Genomic DNA, 18,511 nt, shown 5'->3' with positions numbered 1-18,511 from the left:
CTTTGCCGTAAAACATAATTATTTAACCCAATAGTGATAATTTGTAATATAATATTTCCTTGTAGTAAACTATATCAAAGGAGATTGTACAAAATGAGTACTTCAAACAAGGTTATTGAAGCTGCATTTGAGTCAGATGAAGCCTTCCAGCAAACCTTACTCAAAGTTATCAAAGAGGATCTGGGCCTTACAGCAATCGAATTTTCAGAGCATTCAGGAATTCCTCCAAGTACCCTGTACAAACTCATGTCCGGAAACAGGGAACCAAATCTGCGTACGATAAGGCAAATTGTGAAGACTATACGCAAAATCGAAGGACAGGAAAAAGGAGATTTTATAGCCGTAATCGCTGCCAGACCCGTGCTTGACAACATAAATGAAACAAAAAAGAAAATCTGCGGCAATCTCTGTACAATCCGGGAATATTCAGCTACGACAATGGAAGAAGCAATAATAGCAGCTGTGAGGGCAGAACGGGAAGGCGCAAAGGCACTTGTTTGTGCTCCAATCGTAAGCCCAACCGTCGAAAAAATACTGCGTATTCCTGTTTCAACAATTATGCCAAAAAACAGTCTTGTGGAAGCTATTGAAAACGTAGCCCGCAAGGTTGAAATTGAAGAATAAAAAAGAATTTGTTGTGCCCTTTCGGGCACAAGCTTTTGTTTCTGTATAGTTTATTTTCTCAGTCCGCTGATCATTTCCTTAATGGATTCAATTGCTCCATTAAGTCCTGCAGCACCGCCACCCTGAGTAAAGAGATAGATTGCACCTCCGGCAAGGGCAAGGGCACCTGCACCAGCTGCATACCAGATAAGACCAATTCCTTTCTCAACTTCAAGGGTTTCGGAGAAACCACCTGCTTCAACGAAGTAAGTACCTTCTGCCTCAGGAGTAAAGGTCAATTCAATCTCTGTAGAATCGTTTACTGCAAGAGTGATTTCCTCACTGTCCAGGACTTCATTGTTAACAGAAAGCTCCACTGTGTAGCTGCCCTCAGCATAGCCGTCATTCACAGCATTCAGAGAAATCGTTACTTCCTTGTTAACCTTTGCAGGGTTGGAAGAGAACTCAAACTCACTGAACACGAAGTTTGCAGCAAGTTCCTGAACCTGAATGTTCAGCTCGGAATCAAGCAGACCTGAGATTGTGGCCTTTATCTTATGCATTCCGGGCTCTTTTGGATTGTAGCTGATAGTTCCGTCATCGTCGGTTTCACCAAGAAGCTTGCTGTCAAAGTAGACTTCCGCACCCTCAATTGGCTCAGAACCAATCGCCTTGAGGACTGAGATGGTTATTGGAGTACCCTCAAAGATTTCCTCAGGAGAAACTTCAATAGTTATCTTCTTGCTTTCATCCTCTGGTGAAATGACCTCTACTTTACCTTCATCTGAAGTAAAGCCTTCCTTTTCAGCAGTAATTGTGTATGTGCCTTCATCATCGAATTCGTATTCGAATGTTCCTTCCCTGTCAGTGTCACCAACTTCAACGCCATCCACAAGAATAATTGCATCCCTTACAGAAGAACCACGGGAAGTTACTGTGAAGAGAACTTCGTCATCTTCAAGTACTGTTGTAGGTTCAATGTCGAGATTAAGAGATTCAGATGGTTTGGTTTCCACTTCAACGAATGGGTAGTATCTCAAAGTGTTGTCGTCGGCAACTTTGATCTGTATATCACCCATAAGTTCAATGGTGTCCCCATCATCAAGTTCGATGTCGTCATCAAGTTCCATCTCTATGCTACTTGGACCAACATCATCAATAGTCATTTTACCGTAATCATCGCCCTTCTCAATTTCAACGAAGTCATCTGAAATCTGGAAAATACCTTCAACAAATACAGCACTTGTTTCAGTACCACTGAATACCTCGTCAAAGTGTACGACTATCAATGGAACATCGTCAACACCACTGACATCATCAACATAGACAAAATCATCATTTGCAGAGATGATTTTTTCCTCAACTTCATCGCCATCTTTGGTCAACTCGAGCCATACACTGTCACCGTTTACATTGACCTCCTTGATGTTGAGAGTATACCCTTCTTCAAGAATAAGGGAAGAACCGGTGTATACCGATCTGTCATCATCGTCATCGATAAGAACTTTAGAAAGCTGCCCTTCCTGCATAAGACTAATGGCATCATCGTCCCAGTCATTAGAAGGATCATCAACGAATGCTGCAAAGTATTTCTCGGCCATGAAACCGATTACCTTATAATCACCCCATTGGGAATGTTCAAATTCGACAGTTACAGGCACTGCTGTGTAAGTAACATCATCACCTTCAAGATTTCGACCACCAGAAGCATCTATTTTCAATGTTTCACTTCTTAGACCTTCATCTATGTCATAATAGAAACCCTCAAAATTCAACGGAGTCCAAGTAAATTCCCCATCATTTTCAGTAGCAATGGTACCTCTCAATTCGTAAGTACCCGGTTCGGACATATCCACAAATGGAGCAAAACGAAGAACGCTGTCATCAGCAACTATAATGTTAAGTTTGCCCATAATCTCAATTATGTCGCCTTCATCGAGATCAATGTCATCTTCATTTTCCATTTCAATTATATCGTCATCTACATCAGTAATTTCCATCTTTCCAAACTCATCACCGCGATCAATTTCGGTGTATTCATCGGATATCTGGAAAATACCATCCACAAATACTGCATTAGTTTCAGTACCACTGAATACTTCATCAAAATGCACAGCAATTATAGGAACATCATCAACGCCACCCATATCTTTCGTGTAAACGTAAGTCTCACCTGCGGACAAGATGTCGTCATCTATTTCATCGCCATCTTTGGTAAGGCTCATCCAAACACTATCCCCATTAACATCAACTTGCTGAATGTTAAGGGCATAACCATCTTCAAGTATGAGAGAAGAACCGGAATAAATTGACTCATCATCGTCCGTGTCAATAAGGACTTTGGCAAGGATACCTTCTTCCATGAGACTTAGGTCGGAATCGATTATAGACGTGTCTGTATTGTTATAGCCTGCAAAATATTTCTCGGCCATGAAACCGATCACATCATAATCATCCCAGCCACTGTATTCAAACTCTGTTGTAATTGGGATTGCAGTGTAAACAAGGTCCCCATCCTTAATTTCACGACCGGAAACATCAATTGTAATAGTCATACTTTCGGATGTGTCACCTGTATCAAGATCATAGAAGAATCCTGAGAAACTTTTAGCGTCCCAAGTATAAGGATTTGACAAACCTTCGTTTTCATCCCAGATACGATTACCCCATGATGAAAGGGTTGTGAAACTGGCAATTGTAGAATTGCTATAGACACTGTTGTTACTGGCGTTATAAGCGAAAACACTGTAATAGTAGGTAGTTTCCCCACTTAGACTGGAAAGAGAAACTGTACGAGAACTTCCTGAAGTAACATTTGCAGTCCAGCTTGGAGATGAAAGGTTTGAAGATGTACTGTAAGCGACCTGAGTCTTAGCATCACTCTGATTTACATCAAATTCAATAGTCGCACTGGTACCTTCAACATTCTTATCTTCAACATTTTCAATAAGAGGTGCAGTTGGAGTCACAGTCTGAAAACTAAGAATTGTCGTGTTATCTGACAAACTTGAGTTAAAAGTGTTGTTAGAGGAAATCTGATAATAGTAAGTTGTACCTTCAGTCAAACCTGTGAGAGAAACACTTTGGCTACCTGTGCCGTTATCCCATTTTGCAGGGAACGGAGCAGACAGATCAGAATTTTCGCTGTAAACAACCTTGTTGTCTGCATCTGGATTCGCACTTATATCAAATTCAACGTCAGCAGTTGTAGCAGTAATATCTACAACTGAAACACTTGAAATAGTTGGAGCTGTAGGAGTTAAAGTGTCAAAATTGTCGATCGTTGAATTTGTAAATTCACTTACATTAGAAGTATTATAGGCATAGATCGAATAATAATATGTAGTATCCTCGGTTAAACCTGGAAGTAAAACACTACGATCGTTTCCTCCAGAGGTAGTATTTGTAGTCCAAGTAGCTGAGGAAAGATCCGAATTGATACTATAAGCTACCTGAGTAGTAGCATTGTTTTGGTCTACAGTGAACTCAATGGTGGCACTGTTGAAATCAACATCCGAGTCGTCAATGCCTGAAATTATTGGAGCAGCTGCCGTAGCCACCCCACAACCAAATCCGACAATTAGTAAAAAAATCAATGCTTTTTGCAAATTAGAATTCATACTATAATCTCCATTAATCCGTTCATATTTCACCAGATGATTTCATGTGTAAATAACCTTTTCGATTTATAGCAAGGTTTTCATTGTTTCCAGTAATAAGGGATACTCCCCTTTCATAACCTACAACTTCACCTACAACAGTTAAATAAGATTCGCCATGTAACGATTTGACTCTCTCCGGGTTAACGGTGAAAAGGAGTTCAAAGTCTCCACCAGAGTAGAGTGCAAGTTCAAGTTCATCGGAAGAATTGGAAGCAATCTGCTTCACACGTTCATCAATAGGTAAACTGGATTCATAAATTTTAAACCCCACATTACTGGTTTCAGCCAGATCGTAGAGGGACATCGCCAGGCCATCACTTGTATCCATCGCAGAAGTCACAAAGCCACTTTCTGCAAGTTTTCGCCCTTCCGCTATTCGTGGAATCGGCTCAAATAGGGCTTTCAGGAATTCGGAATCAACGTTCATATCCTCCAACAATGCCTGTAAAGCTGCACCTGCACCCCCAAGGGTTCCGGTAACGCATACAAGATCACCTTCCTTTGCACCACTGCGACGCAGGAGTTGCACTCCGTCGGATTTTCCAAAGGCAGTTCCTGTAATTGTCAGTTCGTCATGGATATCTACGTCACCACCAATCACAGAAGTCCCGCAAAAGGAAGCGCAATCCCGCATTCCCTTTGATATTTCTGCGGCTTCTTTGTAGGGCATATCAGGAGGATAACCCACTGCTGCAAGCAGTCCAATGGGCTTAGCCCCCATTGCAGCGATATCGCTGAAATTCACCGCAGCAGCCATCCAGCCAATCTGCCGGGCAGACATACCTGGCGGAAAATCTGTTTTCCTGTGAAGCATGTCCGTGGTCACAACAAGAGATTCATCACCGATTTCAAGGATAGCACAGTCATCTTTCCCTGCACCGACAACGACACCTTTGTCGTCACTCCCAAGTATCCCAACAAGTCGCTTGATGAATTCCCTCTCATCAATGTCCCTGATCAACTCTTCACCCATATAATACTCCTGAAAGCTTATTTTTTCTTCCTGCGAGCCGCCAGTATGATAGCTCCACCTGCAATTGAAAGCACAATTATAATCGGGAGAGCATAACCTACGAAGACTATTATTCCCCTGACAGACAGTATGAATCCCTGAACTGCATCCGAGATTGCATCCCTGATTCCAAGGGAGCCCCCTATTGGAGCAGGCTCTGTAAGGAACACGTTTACTGTCGCCATGTCAATCCTGCTGTTCAGGTAATTCAATCTTCCCTGAAGACTTTCGATGTCACCCCTCACACGTCCAAGCTCTTTCTCAACCTCCAGAACATCCTGAACGGACGAGGCCATGTCAAGGATTTCCAGCAACCTTGTTTCCTGCTTTTCAAGGTTTGAAAGCCTTGCATTCAGATCGATGTATTCTTCAGTAACATCCTGTGCGGAACTGCTCTCAGATTGGATTTCCCCAAGAACCTTTATTTCATCAAGCGCGTCGTCGAGTTTATCTGCGGGAATGCGAAGATTGACGTATCCCTGTTTGCGCACATCGCTTTCATAATAATAGCTATCGTAAACAGAAGAAGATGAAACATAACCATCATATGAAGCAGCAATATCCCCAAGTGCTTCCGCGGCACTACTGGCATTGTCAACCTGTAAAGACATATCTACGGTTTTTATGACCTGCCTTTCAGTGGTTTTGGTTTCTGAAGACTCAATATCCTCAAATTCAACCGCCACTCCGGAGGACGTATCAAAGGCAACTGCTTCCTCATAAGCAAGATCATTCCTGTAGTCCGGAACCCCAACAATCTGCTTCTCTGACAAAGAATAAGAATCTTCATCCAGAGAGAGACATCCCGCTGACATTATTGAAAATACCAACAGTAAAAAGACAAGAGTTATACTATTGTATTTCATTGTATACACCTACATACAGGTGTATGTTTCCAAACATATAAAGTCATTGCTTAAACTTCAAATGGTTTCGAAGCTAATCCGCTCAGAACCTTTCTCCCGAGTACGAACATATATTTCTACACCGACATCAAGAGAGGGCTTGGACAGCATCAGCAACGATTCTCTTGAAAGAGGAGACAGTTCTTTCAATATCCTGTCACCGGTATTACCGGGAAGACCCTGTTGTACAACATAGGGAACTTTTGAGATTTCCAGAAAAGGAGCAATGGAATATACAATCGATCTGATCTCCTCAGGAGAATCCATGTGCTGAGGTAAAACAGTGGTTCTCAATTCTTCCAATACACCATATTTTACTGCTATTTCAATGGATTCCCGAACCTTTTCCGTCACTTCATCCGGAAGGATAGTTACTGAAGGTTTTTCCGAACCTATCATCCTCCCATACGACTCAGGATCATTAAGAGGGGCTTTAACATCTATGAATACGCCATCCACAAGCTTTCGTTTGCAAAGTTCTTCAAGCACATCCGGATAAGCCCCATTGGTATGAATCCCAACATCCAGACCCAGATCTTTTACAAGGGAGCATAATGCAAGAATTGCATCCTTTTGCTGAAGGGGTTCGCCTCCTGAAAAAATAACCGTACTTACAAAAAGCCTTGAAGATTCAATAAGCTGCTCAATCCGGCTGAAATCAACCGGATCAGAACCACTTAATATCGAATAGTTCTGGCAGTAAGGGCAGCGATAAGGGCATCCACGGAGGAAGAATACCACCGACGCCCGCCCCGGCCAGTCTAAAGTAGAAAGGGGAATAGAATCCCCGAAATTTACAGTTGTGCAATCATTGCATGTCAGGGGATCCATAGCGCATCCGATCCGCAAGTTCCTGTTGCTTTGCAGCATTCCAACCGCTTACAGATTGTATGTATCCAGTCACACGGGAAAGTTGCTCGATATTGGCAGAACCACAATTATCGCAGCAACCCTTCAGCCCTGACATCATATGGAAGTCATTCAGGCAAACCGTCATATCCTTGGTAAAGGCAAAATAACCGGTTTGCGTGTTGCGTGAAAGGTTCATGGCAAATTCCTTAAGACCTTTTGCATCAGGAGCTCCTTCACCAAGCCATATGTGCATGATATTTCCACCATCTACAATCGGGAAGAATACATGCTCATACTTGATCCTTTCAGTCAGTGGGATATTGGCTCCCGGCGGCACATGAGTGCCGTTTGTGTAGTATACCGGAAGATTGCGGGATTTCTTTATATCCCTCAAAGCAACCTCAATGTCCCCCTTAAGCACAGCTTTTGCCTGCTCACGGTATTCCTCATGCAGAAGATCAGAAACACCAAATCTTTGTCCTGTGGTTTCAGCAGGAGTTCTTGCGAGGGCAATTTCAACACCATGTTTCTGTGAAAGTTCTCTTGCATACATTTCCATTTCAGTCATGGCGCGTACTGCAACCTTGAAAGAGTCCTTGGACTCATGAATCTGAGAGCCGGTATGATACTGGACCATTTCACTGATTCCGACAACACCAATAGTGAACACAAGACTGTCGAGATCAACTGCTACAGCACCTTTGTCACCTGTCAAAGGATCTTTGGGTTGCTGTGTTGCAAAAGGCATCCTACCGGATTCGATGATAGGAGTCATCCATTTTACCTTGGTATGGTAAACTTCCACTGCCATATCCATCAGGTGTTTGAGCCTTCCGTAGAGTTCCTCGTCATCACCTTTAGCTTCATAGGCGGCTCTGGGGCAGTTCAGTGAAACGACCTGCCATGATCCCATGGAAAAGTGTGCACCGTCTTTGAAGTATAGTTTGTCGTCAAAGTGATCATCGTCATCCTCGTTTGCGGAGAACTGATAGGCACAGCACTGGTAACATGAAATTCCGTTACCTGCTCCACGGTATGCCGGAAGCTGGTTGTCAAAGTACGGAGTTCCGTACTTGGCAGCCAGTTCAAATGTGAGAGTATAAAGTTCATCGTATGTTGGAAGTTCGGGGTGAGCCCGGTTGAACATCTCGTCCTCTTCCATGAAATCCGGTTCAATGGAAATCTCGGGTTTGGGGAAATTGAACGGTTTGCCCCAGTAGTCACCTTCAAGCATGACATTCATAAGAGCCTTGAATCCGAGGCGTACTTCACGCTCAAAATCGCCGTAAACTCTTTTCTCGCTTCCATCGGTTCCATCCCAGATCTTTCCGCGGTAAACCACAGGTTTGTCTTTCCAGAGTTTTGGTACGCCTGGAGACAACTGGACTGAAGAGAACACAAGCTGTCCGCCACGAGCTACCATCATCTGGGTCATCTCATAGACAAACATCTGCATGAGCTGTTCAATCTCTTTGTAAGGCTTACCTTCAAAGTGAGGAGCGAGGAATGTAAGGAAATTATAGAAACCCTGCCCGCCTGCAAAGTTAGTCTGGGCACTACCAAGGGCTTTCACAGCATGGAGAACTGCAACCTCAGCTTTCATGGCCGGACCTGCAACACTTGCCTTGGAACCTGAACCATCAGGCATGAGTCCGTAATAAAGGAAATATCTCAAATCCCAATCCTGACAGAAAGCTCGTGTTCCCATGTATTCAAGATCGTGGATGTGGAAATCACCATTAAGGTGAAGATCAGCAAGCTTTGGTGGAAGCAGTAATAGATACTGTTCTTTTGAAATCTTATCGGCTTTTTTCTTGTGGGAAGTCTCGGCGTTTTCCTGAAGGTTTGCGTTTTCATTTGCTTCAAACCCGGTACCGAGATCAATTTCACATGAATCATAAACCGGCGTACCTACCCTTGTAGAAACATTACGCCATTCTATCTTGTTTTTCTCAAGAAGAATCATGTTTACAAGTTCACGGATAAGAGGACCTGAAAGGAACTTGAGGTTCATACTGCGTATACGCCTCTCAGTTTCTTTTGCAATTTCAAGAGCTTCCGCTTTTGTAATAGCTGGAATGTCATGGAACCTCTCGCTCAGCATAGTTTCCTTTATGAGCTGGTTTACCACGATATTCCGATCCCAATCTACCATATGGCCATCAGTGGTTCGCACCTTTGGCATTGTGGAAATAAATCCACCATCCAGCGTCTGCTGGAGAGGACCGTGGCTTAATTGAGTCTCAACTGACAGGGTTTCCTCTGAAACGCTTTCTTCCGGAGAAAGTTCGGCAGCGGCATTTACTTCTTCAACAGATTCCTTGGTCATCGCATCCATAAACAATTCACCTCCTCAAAACAGATCTCCGAAAGCTTCGGTATTCACATCATTGCCGCTAAAGAGATCATCACCTGTAAGAAATGTATCATCAATCTGGAGCACCGGGGCTTCATTGGTGAAAACACCATTGATACGAAGCTCGGTCAGGGATTCCGGCGTAGACATGTCCGCCTCATTATACACTATATTGTTTTCACCAAGTAATTTCTTAAGGCGAACACAACGTGGGCAGGTTTGTGTGGTATAAACAGTGATATCAGGCATTGTAGCTCCATCCTCCAAATCCCAAAATCAGTTAATACAGAAAGAAAAGCACAGCTAAAAGCGTAGCAATTCCCCCTGATCAACAGTTACATAATGGGTAAACCTAACATATCTGCACCTTCCTTTATAACGCTTTTTCAGCACATATTTGTATACATAACAAGTGCAAAGATGATCCAATCTGATAACAAAGAAAGATAGTATGATCAGATCTGGATAAACTGGTGCTTTTTGCTAAGAATTCCAAAACTTTATTACATGAACAATCCCAATTACCCCTCAGCCCAAACGCCAGAGGTGTCGATAATAGAAAACAAACTCTTGAAATCAGGTTGTTTGCCCCTTGATGAAATGCTAGGGGGAGGTTTTGAAGAAGGGATTGTAACACAGGTATTCGGAGAAGCCGGTAGCGGAAAAACAAACCTGTGCCTCCAGCTTGCAGTAAACTGCGTAAAGAGAGGAAAAAGGGCGATTTACGTAGACACCGAAGCAATTTCACCTGAAAGATTCAGGCAGATTGCTGGCGAAAATGCAAAAAAAATTGCACAAAATATTATTATTTATGAGCCTCACAGCTTTGAGGAACAATACTCTGCAATAAGGGAAATTGAGAAAATAAGTGCCGAAAACATCGGCCTTATCATCGTGGACTCTGCGACCTCATACTACCGATTCGGTCTTGAAGATCAGGAAAACAGCATCCGAAATCGCCGGGAACTGGCAAACCAAATAGGATATCTGCACAGCCTTGCACGGAAAAGGGGAATCGTAGTAGTAATTACAAACCAGGTTTATTCCGACATACAGAGCGGAGAGTTGAAACCCATCGGTGGCAGCACCATAGGCCACATGTCAAAAACAATAATTGAATTCAAACGTGAGGACAAAAACAAACGAAGCGCCATACTCCGGAAGCACCGCTCAAGACCTGAAGGAATTGGCTGCGAGTTTTCACTTACAGAAGAAGGAATAAAATAAAAAAGGGAAAGCTTACTCCAGATACGGAGACTGGGCAAGCACAGACATTCCACTATCGGATATGTTCAAAACCCTTACTTCATTGATTGTTCCTGATCCCCTCATTTTCATTACATAAATGGAGCGCTGGAGCGTATTTCCTGTGCGAACGCGCTCAAGCTTGACAACCGAATCAGCACCATATTCCACCATTTCATTAAGCCCGAAAAGCTTACCCACAGTGATAACTGAAGTTACATTTTGCTTGCGCAAAACCCCGAAAACATCATCAATGTGAGTGCGAAGTTTGTAATTTGATTCTATTGCAAGGAACAGTGCTTCAATTGAATCGATAAATACACGGTCTGGTTTCAATTCCTCAATCTTGCTTTCAACAAGCTTCTTGAAGCTCTTTATCAATTCAGAAGGAGCGATTTCCACACTTTTCTGGAGCCTCAGGGCCGGATCAGTAATATCTACAAAAGTGATTATACCTTTTTCTTCAAGTTCCGCAAAATCCCATCCGAAAGAAGTTTTCATCTCCTGTACAATTGAATGGGATTCTTCAGAAGTAATTACACACATTACCTTTTCGCCTTTTTGTGCACCTTCATACAGGAACTGGGAACCAAAAATAGTCTTCCCCGTACCTGAACCTCCTGAAACAACATTAACGGCTCCTTTAAAGTAACCACCATGCAACATCTCATCAAGACCGCTTATACCGGTTGGAACACGCTCTGGAATATTTGTTTCTTCCATTTTGGAACACCTTATAAAATTAAAGTAATATATAAAAGAGGGCAGTAGACGCCTTTTTCGCTCTCAGAACCCCTTATTGAAAATAGGTCAGTACTGATATAAAAAATCATGTATCTTTTTCAGGAAGGAAAACCAGCCCCTCACCATCAGCCCCCTGCTCCTCCATTGATAAAGTAAGGAACAGCTCACTGAATATGATTTTTTCAATAATTCGTGCAACATAAGCTCTCTGCTGATGCTTCTGTATATCCTCACCAAGCCTTAAATCTGAATCTACCTGCACCCTCATAAGAGACAAACGGAAATCATCCGGCTCGGGAAGATCAATAGAATAAAAATCTGCCAACAGGAAAGGAAGAGTAGAGGGATTATCCACGGCTTCACACAAAAGGAGGTATTCCGGATTTATTTCATTCTCCACATCAAAATCCTGATCACCCAGAATTAGTTGTAAAGTAGAAACATCGTATTTTTTCCCATTTTTTTCTATAACAGAATTCATCAGAATTCACCCGGAGAATTATTTTTTTGCTTTTCACAGAGAATATCGGAACAGTATTTTAGATCTTCGGCAGTATTGATATTAATAGCAATCTGCGGATCATCCAGCAGGAAATTATGATATTCCTGTTCTTCCCTGATATCTTTCCCATCCAGAATATTAATTCCTGCAGGAACTATTAACTCTCCCTCCCAGTTAAACACAGTGTCCGGACGTAGTCCAACTTTCTTACAAAGGGACAACGGAATGAAAACCGACATAGACGGTTTTCCGCAATCATAATATGCTCTGACAATCTGATCAATAAGAGAAGGAGTAATCAAAGGTAGATCTGACATGATGATCATGACAGGTTTTTCTATTCCCACAGATTCCACTGCAAAAATCATGTCACCTACATAGTTATCTCCACCTGTTTCAATGGTCTTGATTCTTCCTTCATATCGCTCCCCCACAACTTTTTCAGTGGTCGGGGTAAACGGAGAAACAGTCACGTAGATTTTGCCAATTTCTTCCGCCCCTTCAAGGCTGTCAATGACGTAACTGATAAGTGGTTTTCCAAGCAGATCCACAACGGGTTTTTCACCCATCCCCAGACGTAGCCCCTGGCCACCAGCCATTACAACAGCATCCATAAAACTCCTCCGTAGCTGGCCTGGGCAAAATTTAGAGCAACGATAGTAGCAATCAATGAAGCAATTCTTCCCACTTCATTAGCAGTCCCGATACAATCACCGTTTATTCCAGTGAAATGTTTATTGGAAACATAAAGCACCCAGAACGCAGAAACAATTGCAGCGGCAAAAGCTATCAAACCAACTAACCCAAGGGCGAGTCCACATGCAATTCCACCAATCAACACACCGATAAGGAATGTCCCTGAAGTTGTAACATTGATTACCATAGATCCAAGCCCTTCGTGAATAGCCTCCCCAAATGCTGAAATCGTAACCATTGCCTGTTTCGCGCCTATTTCCGCTACGAAAATAGACAATGGGAGATATAGCCACATGGCACCAACAGAACTTGTTGACTGAATTACGCCCTGCAGTGAAACGATTGCAGCGTAGAGAATCAAAAGTGATATTACACAGAAAGCAACGCCTCCGATTCCAAGAGACATGTCTTTTAGTGCCTTGATTTTCTTCTCAAGGGAACCATGTGCTGTGAAACCGTCACCGAAATCGGATAAACCGTCAAGATGGTTAAAACCTGTAAGATAATAGACAAAAGCGACAATCAGTGCAGCACTCAGGTCGGAAGGGAATACATATTCGGTAGCAATAGTAAATATCCCCATAAGAATTCCAAGCACTGCTCCGGTGAAAACAAAGAGGTAACTTCTCTTTGAAAGCTCATCAAGACCCTCCATTGTTATTCCAACCGGAATGGTTGAAAGGAAACCAAAACCGGTTCTTACTGCAAGCAGGAATCCACTCATCCGGCGATCACATCACTGACAGTTTTTGTTTTTTCATTCTTCTCTTCCGCTTCTGCCATGCCTCTCGTATACATATTGGCAGAAACCCCTCCAATCAATCCACCTACAATATCATCCATGAAGGGACCTAGCTCGGCAAGGATGCCTGGTTTTTGTTTGTCAAAACGAACAAACTCAAACATTCCTTTGTCCCCACTGATATACTTGGAGATGCTCATGCCAAGCACTTCATCCGCAATTATGAAAGTCAGATCACGTTCGTAGGAATCAGGACTTATGTTTGGAAGCTGGCCTGCACGACCCTCTCTTTCGAGTAAGATTCCTGCGTATATCAGCATGCAGAGATTGGGATCGGAAACTGCTATTTTTAGTTCCCTTAAAAACAGGTTTTCAGCAATTTCACGGGTTTCCAGTCCCGGATGAGGAGTATAAAGTGATAGTGCCGAATCCACCATAGCCTCAACTGTGACACCCTCCTTTTTGAGAATTTCCAGAATATCCCGGGTATTATCTTTTTTAGCCGTTTCCGGTTGATTTTCTTTAAGATTCTTGGATTTGATATCTGATAATTTCATTGTAACCACTTTAGCCGATTAGATTAATAATAACATCAGGAACCGTAAGAATAAGCAATGAAAGAGCTGCAACAGATAAGAGTGCAGTTGCAAGGATTAGCTGTGAAGCCCTTCCAATGTCTTCCACGTCAGGAAGAGAATATTCCTGTCCCAGAACATACGTCCCTGGTTTTTCCAATTTGATTTTAAGTGCACCCGCAAATGCTGCCATGGGATAGCCTGAATTGGGGGAAGACGGCACACGACAGTCCCTGAAGGCACATGCACTTGCTTCAGAGGCATAATAAACTGAACGTTTGAGAACATTAAGAATCAAAGACGCTGCAACTATGAAGACCACTGAAAGCCTTGCAGTAGGCCAGTTTAAGACATCATCAAGCCTTGCTGAGAACTTACCCATCTTTATGTGCTCTTCATCCTTGTAGCCCACCATTGAATCAAGTGTACTTACCGCCTTGTACGCATACGCTGCAACCAACCCAAGCGGACCGAAAATAGCATAATAGAACAGCGGCGTGAGAATGGAATCCACAAAGTTCTCAGACATGGTTTCAATCGCTGCAGATGAAACAGAACCTTCGTTCAGTTTTGAAGTGTCCCTGCTGACATACATGGAAAGCTTCTGGCGTGCTGCATCCAGTCCTTCATCACGAAGTGCCATATCTATTTCATCGCCCGCATACAGGAGACGTTTGATTGCAAATGTGCATTTCAGGAAAAAGGCTTCGATGAAAATGGCACCTATTTCAGGCATCCATGAGGCGCTTGCAATCCACAATACGATTAAAGCAATTGCCGAAGCAAATGCCATACAGCTAACTCCGATGAAGACACCATACGCAAGCCGACATGACGCTGGAGCATTCCTCTTGAAGAAGTAAATAAGATTACCTATCCACACTACAGGATGTAGTTTTGTGGGAGGTTCACCAATAGTCAGGTCTATTAATACTGCCATCAGCAGCACATTCAACAAATGAAGACTGGAGAGTAATTCAAAATCAATCATAGAAGCGGATCCACCACCTTTTTCCACGCTTTCTTAAGTTTCTCTTCCATCGGAGAATCCCCTTTTAGCTCAAAAACCAGTTTTTCTGCTGTTTCAAGATGATGCACAATATCGCATTTTTCGCAACTCCAGACCTTTCCTCCACTGGAGCGTTCAACCCATTTACCACCTGTTCTTTCATCCCCGCATGGGTAAAATGGGCAGAAGCAGAATGTACAGTCCTGACCCTGGAAATGACATGGATAATAAGGGCATTCCTTGTTGGGACCTGTAGCTGAAAAATCCGGAGATAACAAAGAAGCTTCAAGTTCCCTCATGGCTTTGTCACGTGCAGAATCCACTACTGCAACACCAATTTCCCTGACAAGACTGTCAGTATCTTCTTTTGAACGAACTGAAACACGGATAAAATCCTTCCCCATTGAATAAAAACAGGAACAATCCATTACTTTTATTCCAGCATTAAGGAGGCGGTTTGTGAGTTCCGTCGAATCTATTGAAGAAGCACTCACATCCACAAGCACGTAGTGAGCATCTCCCGGCAACACGTTAAATTTGCGAATCTTGTCGAGCCGGGTTGCAAGATATTCCCGATTCTCGGAAATGTATTCCCGGGATTTTGCAAGGTAATTATTGGAAAGATCATCTCTTTTCATTAGTGAAATAGCAGCTTTTTCAGATACAACACCCAGATTCCACGAAAGCCTTGCAGAATTAAGTTTTTCAGCCATTTTTGGAGATGTTAAGCCAAATCCAATCCTGATTCCCGGAATTGCAAACACTGTTTCAAAGGAGCGAAGCACAAAAAGATGATTACTGGAATTAGTAAGTGAGATTACGCTTGCAGAATTATCAGCAAAATCAATGCAGCTCTCATTTACGAAAAGAAGAGTGCCGTTTTGACTGCATAATTCCGAGAGTTTGTTGAGTTTAGCAGTTTCCATCAATTTTCCGGAAACATCAGAGGGGTTGGAAAGAAACACGATCTTTGTATCTTTAAGGAGAGAATCATTGATGTCCCGGAGATCTTCGCCCATCAGGTGCATGATCTCTGCCCCGTGGATACTGCAATATTTTTCAAATAAATCCATTGCAGGTTGGACAATCACAACTTTGTCACCCTCATCCACAGTACATTCGAGGACCAGCTTCAGGAGTTCACAGGAACCGTTCCCCGGAATCACCTGCTCCGGAATAATTGTATTTCCTAAAAAAGAAGCAATCGAAGCCCTTAACTCGCTGTAGCGGTTGTCGGGGTACTGAGTAAGCCGCTCAAAAACATTTTTTGTAGCCTTTGAAAGATCTATTCCCGAATCGGACAAATCAAAAGGATTCCCCAGAGGATTTGTCAGCATACTGAAATCAAGGTCAGGCTCTATTCGATGTGACTCTGAAGAGAGGGAAGTCGGATCTTCGCATAAAAAAGATTCAAGATCCCGGATCCTTTTTTTCAATATGTTCTCTGGCAAGTTAATCGAGGTAGTGTATGAACAGCAGCTATATTAAATTAATCAAATAGACTTTCTTTTGGGCCGAATAAGAATGACACACCCCACATCTCTTTTACCAATAAGAACCAGATAAAGTTGTTCTGAAACAGCAAATTATTTCCTTGCAAAAGTCAGGTATCCTGTGTGCCCCACAGGAATTGTAGAGGGCCGGGTTCCTCTGGATGAAAATGAAATTTCACGCTCAAAGCACTCGTATGTCCTGCAATCAAAGAAATCCAGTTTGTCAATTTCTTCCCGGATTTGTGCAGCCTGCTCCAGGAACGGGGAATAAGTTACAAGGAATCCACCTTTTTTCAGTTTTTCAAAGCATCCACTGACAGCCTTTTCCGAGCCACCCATATCAAGGATGATGACATCAAATTCTTCCGATAGCGAAGGAAGCGCTTCCACAAGGTCTCCACAACGGACTTCAACGTTTGAAAGACCTGCTTTCTCGATGTTATTCCGGGCAACTTTGGTAAACTCTTCCCGCACCTCATAACTAAGAACTCTTTTCGCCACAAAGCCAAGATAAATAGCCAGTGATCCTGAACCGGTCCCTGCTTCAAGTACATTATCCGATGAACAAACACCGGCATGAGCCATTATCAACCCAATATCCTTGGGAATCATAGGAGCCCCTGTGCGTTTTGAGTGACGGAAAAAATCAGGAGACCGCGGGGATACCACAGAGAACTCCTGCCCCATGTGGGAAGTGACGGCATCCAGATTTTCGTCCTCCAAAAGAACACTCAGATCAGTGACTCCGAATTCTGAATGATGAGGAGCATTCGAAACCGGTGCAAGAAACTCTTTTGTCTTCCCTTTGTGTCGAGTCCTGAGAAGAACTAACCTATTATCATCCATCATCAAGGCTCCAGTCCGGTTTCGCGTAAATATCTCTTGAGGGGCAGTGTTACAATATCCCTTGGTATCGAATGTTTTTCCATTTTCAACATATTAATAATCTCTCTGAATTCATATTGATAAGGCCCTACAAGATTTTTTCCATAGGTCACCCCGTGCTCGGTAAGCACATATTCATAGCGTTGGTGATAACGACCTGCCTTTTCGTAGTAACGAAGATCTTCATCCACAATTCCCATAGCAACAAGCACCTGTATATCTTCGTAAACCCGATAGCTATAGGGAAAACCATACTTTTCATGGAATTTGTAGTCAAAAAGGTACTTCAATTTTTCATGCTGTCCAAAATTCCGAACAGTTTTGTAAAGCCAGGTGATGTTTCTTATCCGGGGAATAGAAACAAAATCCTTTCCTTTTTCCTCGAACAGGCTGTGAACTGCGTAGAAGAGAAGCATTATTCCTTCGATGGGAAGATATTGGCCCTGCCTTATGAAACCAAGCAAACGCGGAGATAATTCATCGACAGTATCTTTCATCATCATCCGGGCTTCCTCACCATCCCTGCAAGTGGCCACATCCCTGTGAGCAAAAGCTGTAAGAGAAAGTTGTCGGGAAATGGCCCTGACAAGTCCACCTGCGAGTGCGGATTCATCATAAAAGAAACTATCCCCCTCACCCACAAAGACTCGGGTGGTTTTGGGAACTCCTGATGCAACATCCAGGTTTACAAATACATCACCAAGACGTTTTTCCAATTCGGTTTCAAACATTTTGCAGGCAACACCATGCCTTGCAATTGTAGAAAGCGTCATTCTTGTAGACGGGGACAGGGTTTTCTGGTTAAACCGGAAAACGGGTTCGTAAACATTCCCTTCAAGGAGTGAATCAATGAGTTTGGAAGATTTTGCATCCCCCCATTTCCGAACAAAGGCTAGAAGATCCGCATCCCTGTAGGAAATAAAAAACTCCTCTATACTGGAGATTACATTGTCATCCCCTTCTGCCTTAGCCATATTCTGAAGGGCATTCTCAAGACAGCGCAAAAGCATTGTCCGTGCGGACTGGAGATGAGGATGATGAATAATAGCATTATAGTGATGAGAGCGGGCAATGAGCATTGATTCTGCAGCAGTTAAAGCCATATCCTCGTCATAACTACATCCGTCACCAAAACCAAGCACAATATTGCCATCTTTGATGCTAAGACTCTGCAAAATCTGATCAAGATCAATCAACCCCAGGGAAATACCCGTATGATAAGAATCACGC

17 protein-coding genes are annotated in these 18,511 nt (G+C 43.0%); 2 read left to right on the top strand and 15 right to left on the bottom strand.

Annotated elements, in window-relative coordinates:
* The first annotated feature begins 93 nt into the window (after positions 1–93).
* Positions 94–624 (top strand): helix-turn-helix domain-containing protein, encoded by a 531-nt coding sequence (locus J2755_RS05505; protein WP_209680769.1) that lies wholly within the window; start codon positions 94–96, stop codon positions 622–624.
* Between the two features lie 50 nt (positions 625–674).
* On the opposite strand, the gene J2755_RS05500 is transcribed toward J2755_RS05505, so the two are convergent.
* The 6 genes from J2755_RS05500 to J2755_RS05475 form a co-directional block, all read right to left on the bottom strand.
* Positions 675–4,223 (bottom strand): S-layer protein domain-containing protein, encoded by a 3,549-nt coding sequence (locus tag J2755_RS05500; RefSeq protein WP_209680767.1) that lies wholly within the window; start codon positions 4,221–4,223, stop codon positions 675–677.
* A gap of 22 nt (positions 4,224–4,245) precedes the next feature.
* Positions 4,246–5,238 (bottom strand): thiamine-phosphate kinase, encoded by a 993-nt coding sequence (thiL, locus tag J2755_RS05495; protein WP_209680765.1) that lies wholly within the window; start codon positions 5,236–5,238, stop codon positions 4,246–4,248.
* 17 nt (positions 5,239–5,255) lie between these two features.
* Positions 5,256–6,143: a DUF4349 domain-containing protein gene (locus tag J2755_RS05490; RefSeq protein WP_209680763.1), complete on the bottom strand. Its 888-nt coding sequence runs from the start codon at positions 6,141–6,143 to the stop codon at positions 5,256–5,258.
* Positions 6,144–6,200: 57 nt separating this feature from the next.
* Positions 6,201–7,013, bottom strand: coding sequence for an anaerobic ribonucleoside-triphosphate reductase activating protein (locus J2755_RS05485; protein WP_209680762.1), 813 nt, complete (start codon positions 7,011–7,013; stop codon positions 6,201–6,203).
* Positions 6,991–9,219, bottom strand: a complete 2,229-nt coding sequence (nrdD, locus tag J2755_RS05480; RefSeq protein WP_394357561.1) for an anaerobic ribonucleoside-triphosphate reductase — start codon at positions 9,217–9,219, stop codon at positions 6,991–6,993. The genes J2755_RS05485 and nrdD overlap by 23 nt, the downstream gene beginning before the upstream one ends.
* 168 nt (positions 9,220–9,387) lie before the next feature.
* A complete protein-coding gene (locus tag J2755_RS05475; protein ID WP_209680757.1) occupies positions 9,388–9,639 on the bottom strand; it encodes a glutaredoxin family protein in 252 nt (83 codons plus the stop codon).
* A 258-nt stretch (positions 9,640–9,897) separates the two neighbouring features.
* Between J2755_RS05475 and radB the strand changes: the two genes are divergently transcribed.
* Positions 9,898–10,617 carry a DNA repair and recombination protein RadB gene (gene radB, locus J2755_RS05470; RefSeq protein ID WP_209680755.1) on the top strand — a complete coding sequence of 240 codons (720 nt, stop codon included), beginning with the start codon at positions 9,898–9,900 and terminating at the stop codon, positions 10,615–10,617.
* 12 nt (positions 10,618–10,629) lie between these two features.
* Here the strand turns inward: radB and J2755_RS05465 are convergent, their stop codons facing one another.
* The 9 genes from J2755_RS05465 to J2755_RS05425 form a co-directional block, all read right to left on the bottom strand.
* Complete coding sequence (locus tag J2755_RS05465) at positions 10,630–11,358, bottom strand: RAD55 family ATPase (protein WP_209680753.1); 729 nt, start codon at positions 11,356–11,358, stop codon at positions 10,630–10,632.
* A gap of 106 nt (positions 11,359–11,464) precedes the next feature.
* Complete coding sequence (locus J2755_RS05460) at positions 11,465–11,860, bottom strand: hypothetical protein (RefSeq protein ID WP_209680751.1); 396 nt, start codon at positions 11,858–11,860, stop codon at positions 11,465–11,467.
* Positions 11,860–12,495 carry an NTP transferase domain-containing protein gene (locus tag J2755_RS05455; protein ID WP_209680748.1) on the bottom strand — a complete coding sequence of 212 codons (636 nt, stop codon included), beginning with the start codon at positions 12,493–12,495 and terminating at the stop codon, positions 11,860–11,862. Before J2755_RS05455 ends, J2755_RS05460 begins: the two co-directional genes overlap by 1 nt.
* Positions 12,480–13,301 (bottom strand): adenosylcobinamide-GDP ribazoletransferase, encoded by an 822-nt coding sequence (cobS, locus tag J2755_RS05450; RefSeq protein ID WP_209680746.1) that lies wholly within the window; start codon positions 13,299–13,301, stop codon positions 12,480–12,482. Before cobS ends, J2755_RS05455 begins: the two co-directional genes overlap by 16 nt.
* Positions 13,298–13,876 carry an alpha-ribazole phosphatase CobZ gene (gene cobZ, locus J2755_RS05445; RefSeq protein ID WP_209680744.1) on the bottom strand — a complete coding sequence of 193 codons (579 nt, stop codon included), beginning with the start codon at positions 13,874–13,876 and terminating at the stop codon, positions 13,298–13,300. Before cobZ ends, cobS begins: the two co-directional genes overlap by 4 nt.
* A 10-nt stretch (positions 13,877–13,886) precedes the next feature.
* Complete coding sequence (locus J2755_RS05440) at positions 13,887–14,885, bottom strand: cobalamin biosynthesis protein (RefSeq protein ID WP_209680742.1); 999 nt, start codon at positions 14,883–14,885, stop codon at positions 13,887–13,889.
* Positions 14,882–16,339: an aminotransferase class I/II-fold pyridoxal phosphate-dependent enzyme gene (locus J2755_RS05435; RefSeq protein WP_209680740.1), complete on the bottom strand. Its 1,458-nt coding sequence runs from the start codon at positions 16,337–16,339 to the stop codon at positions 14,882–14,884. Before J2755_RS05435 ends, J2755_RS05440 begins: the two co-directional genes overlap by 4 nt.
* A gap of 150 nt (positions 16,340–16,489) precedes the next feature.
* Positions 16,490–17,245: a tRNA (adenine-N1)-methyltransferase gene (locus J2755_RS05430; RefSeq protein WP_245312717.1), complete on the bottom strand. Its 756-nt coding sequence runs from the start codon at positions 17,243–17,245 to the stop codon at positions 16,490–16,492.
* Entirely contained in the window at positions 17,245–18,477 is a 1,233-nt protein-coding gene (locus J2755_RS05425; protein WP_245312715.1) for a hypothetical protein, read from the bottom strand. The genes J2755_RS05430 and J2755_RS05425 overlap by 1 nt, the downstream gene beginning before the upstream one ends.
* Positions 18,478–18,511: the final 34 nt, after the last annotated feature.

Source organism: Methanohalophilus levihalophilus (assembly GCF_017874375.1).
Lineage (GTDB): Archaea > Halobacteriota > Methanosarcinia > Methanosarcinales > Methanosarcinaceae > Methanohalophilus > Methanohalophilus levihalophilus.
The sequence above is the reverse complement of the archived record's forward strand: the minus strand, read 5'-3'. Positions and strand labels throughout refer to the sequence as shown.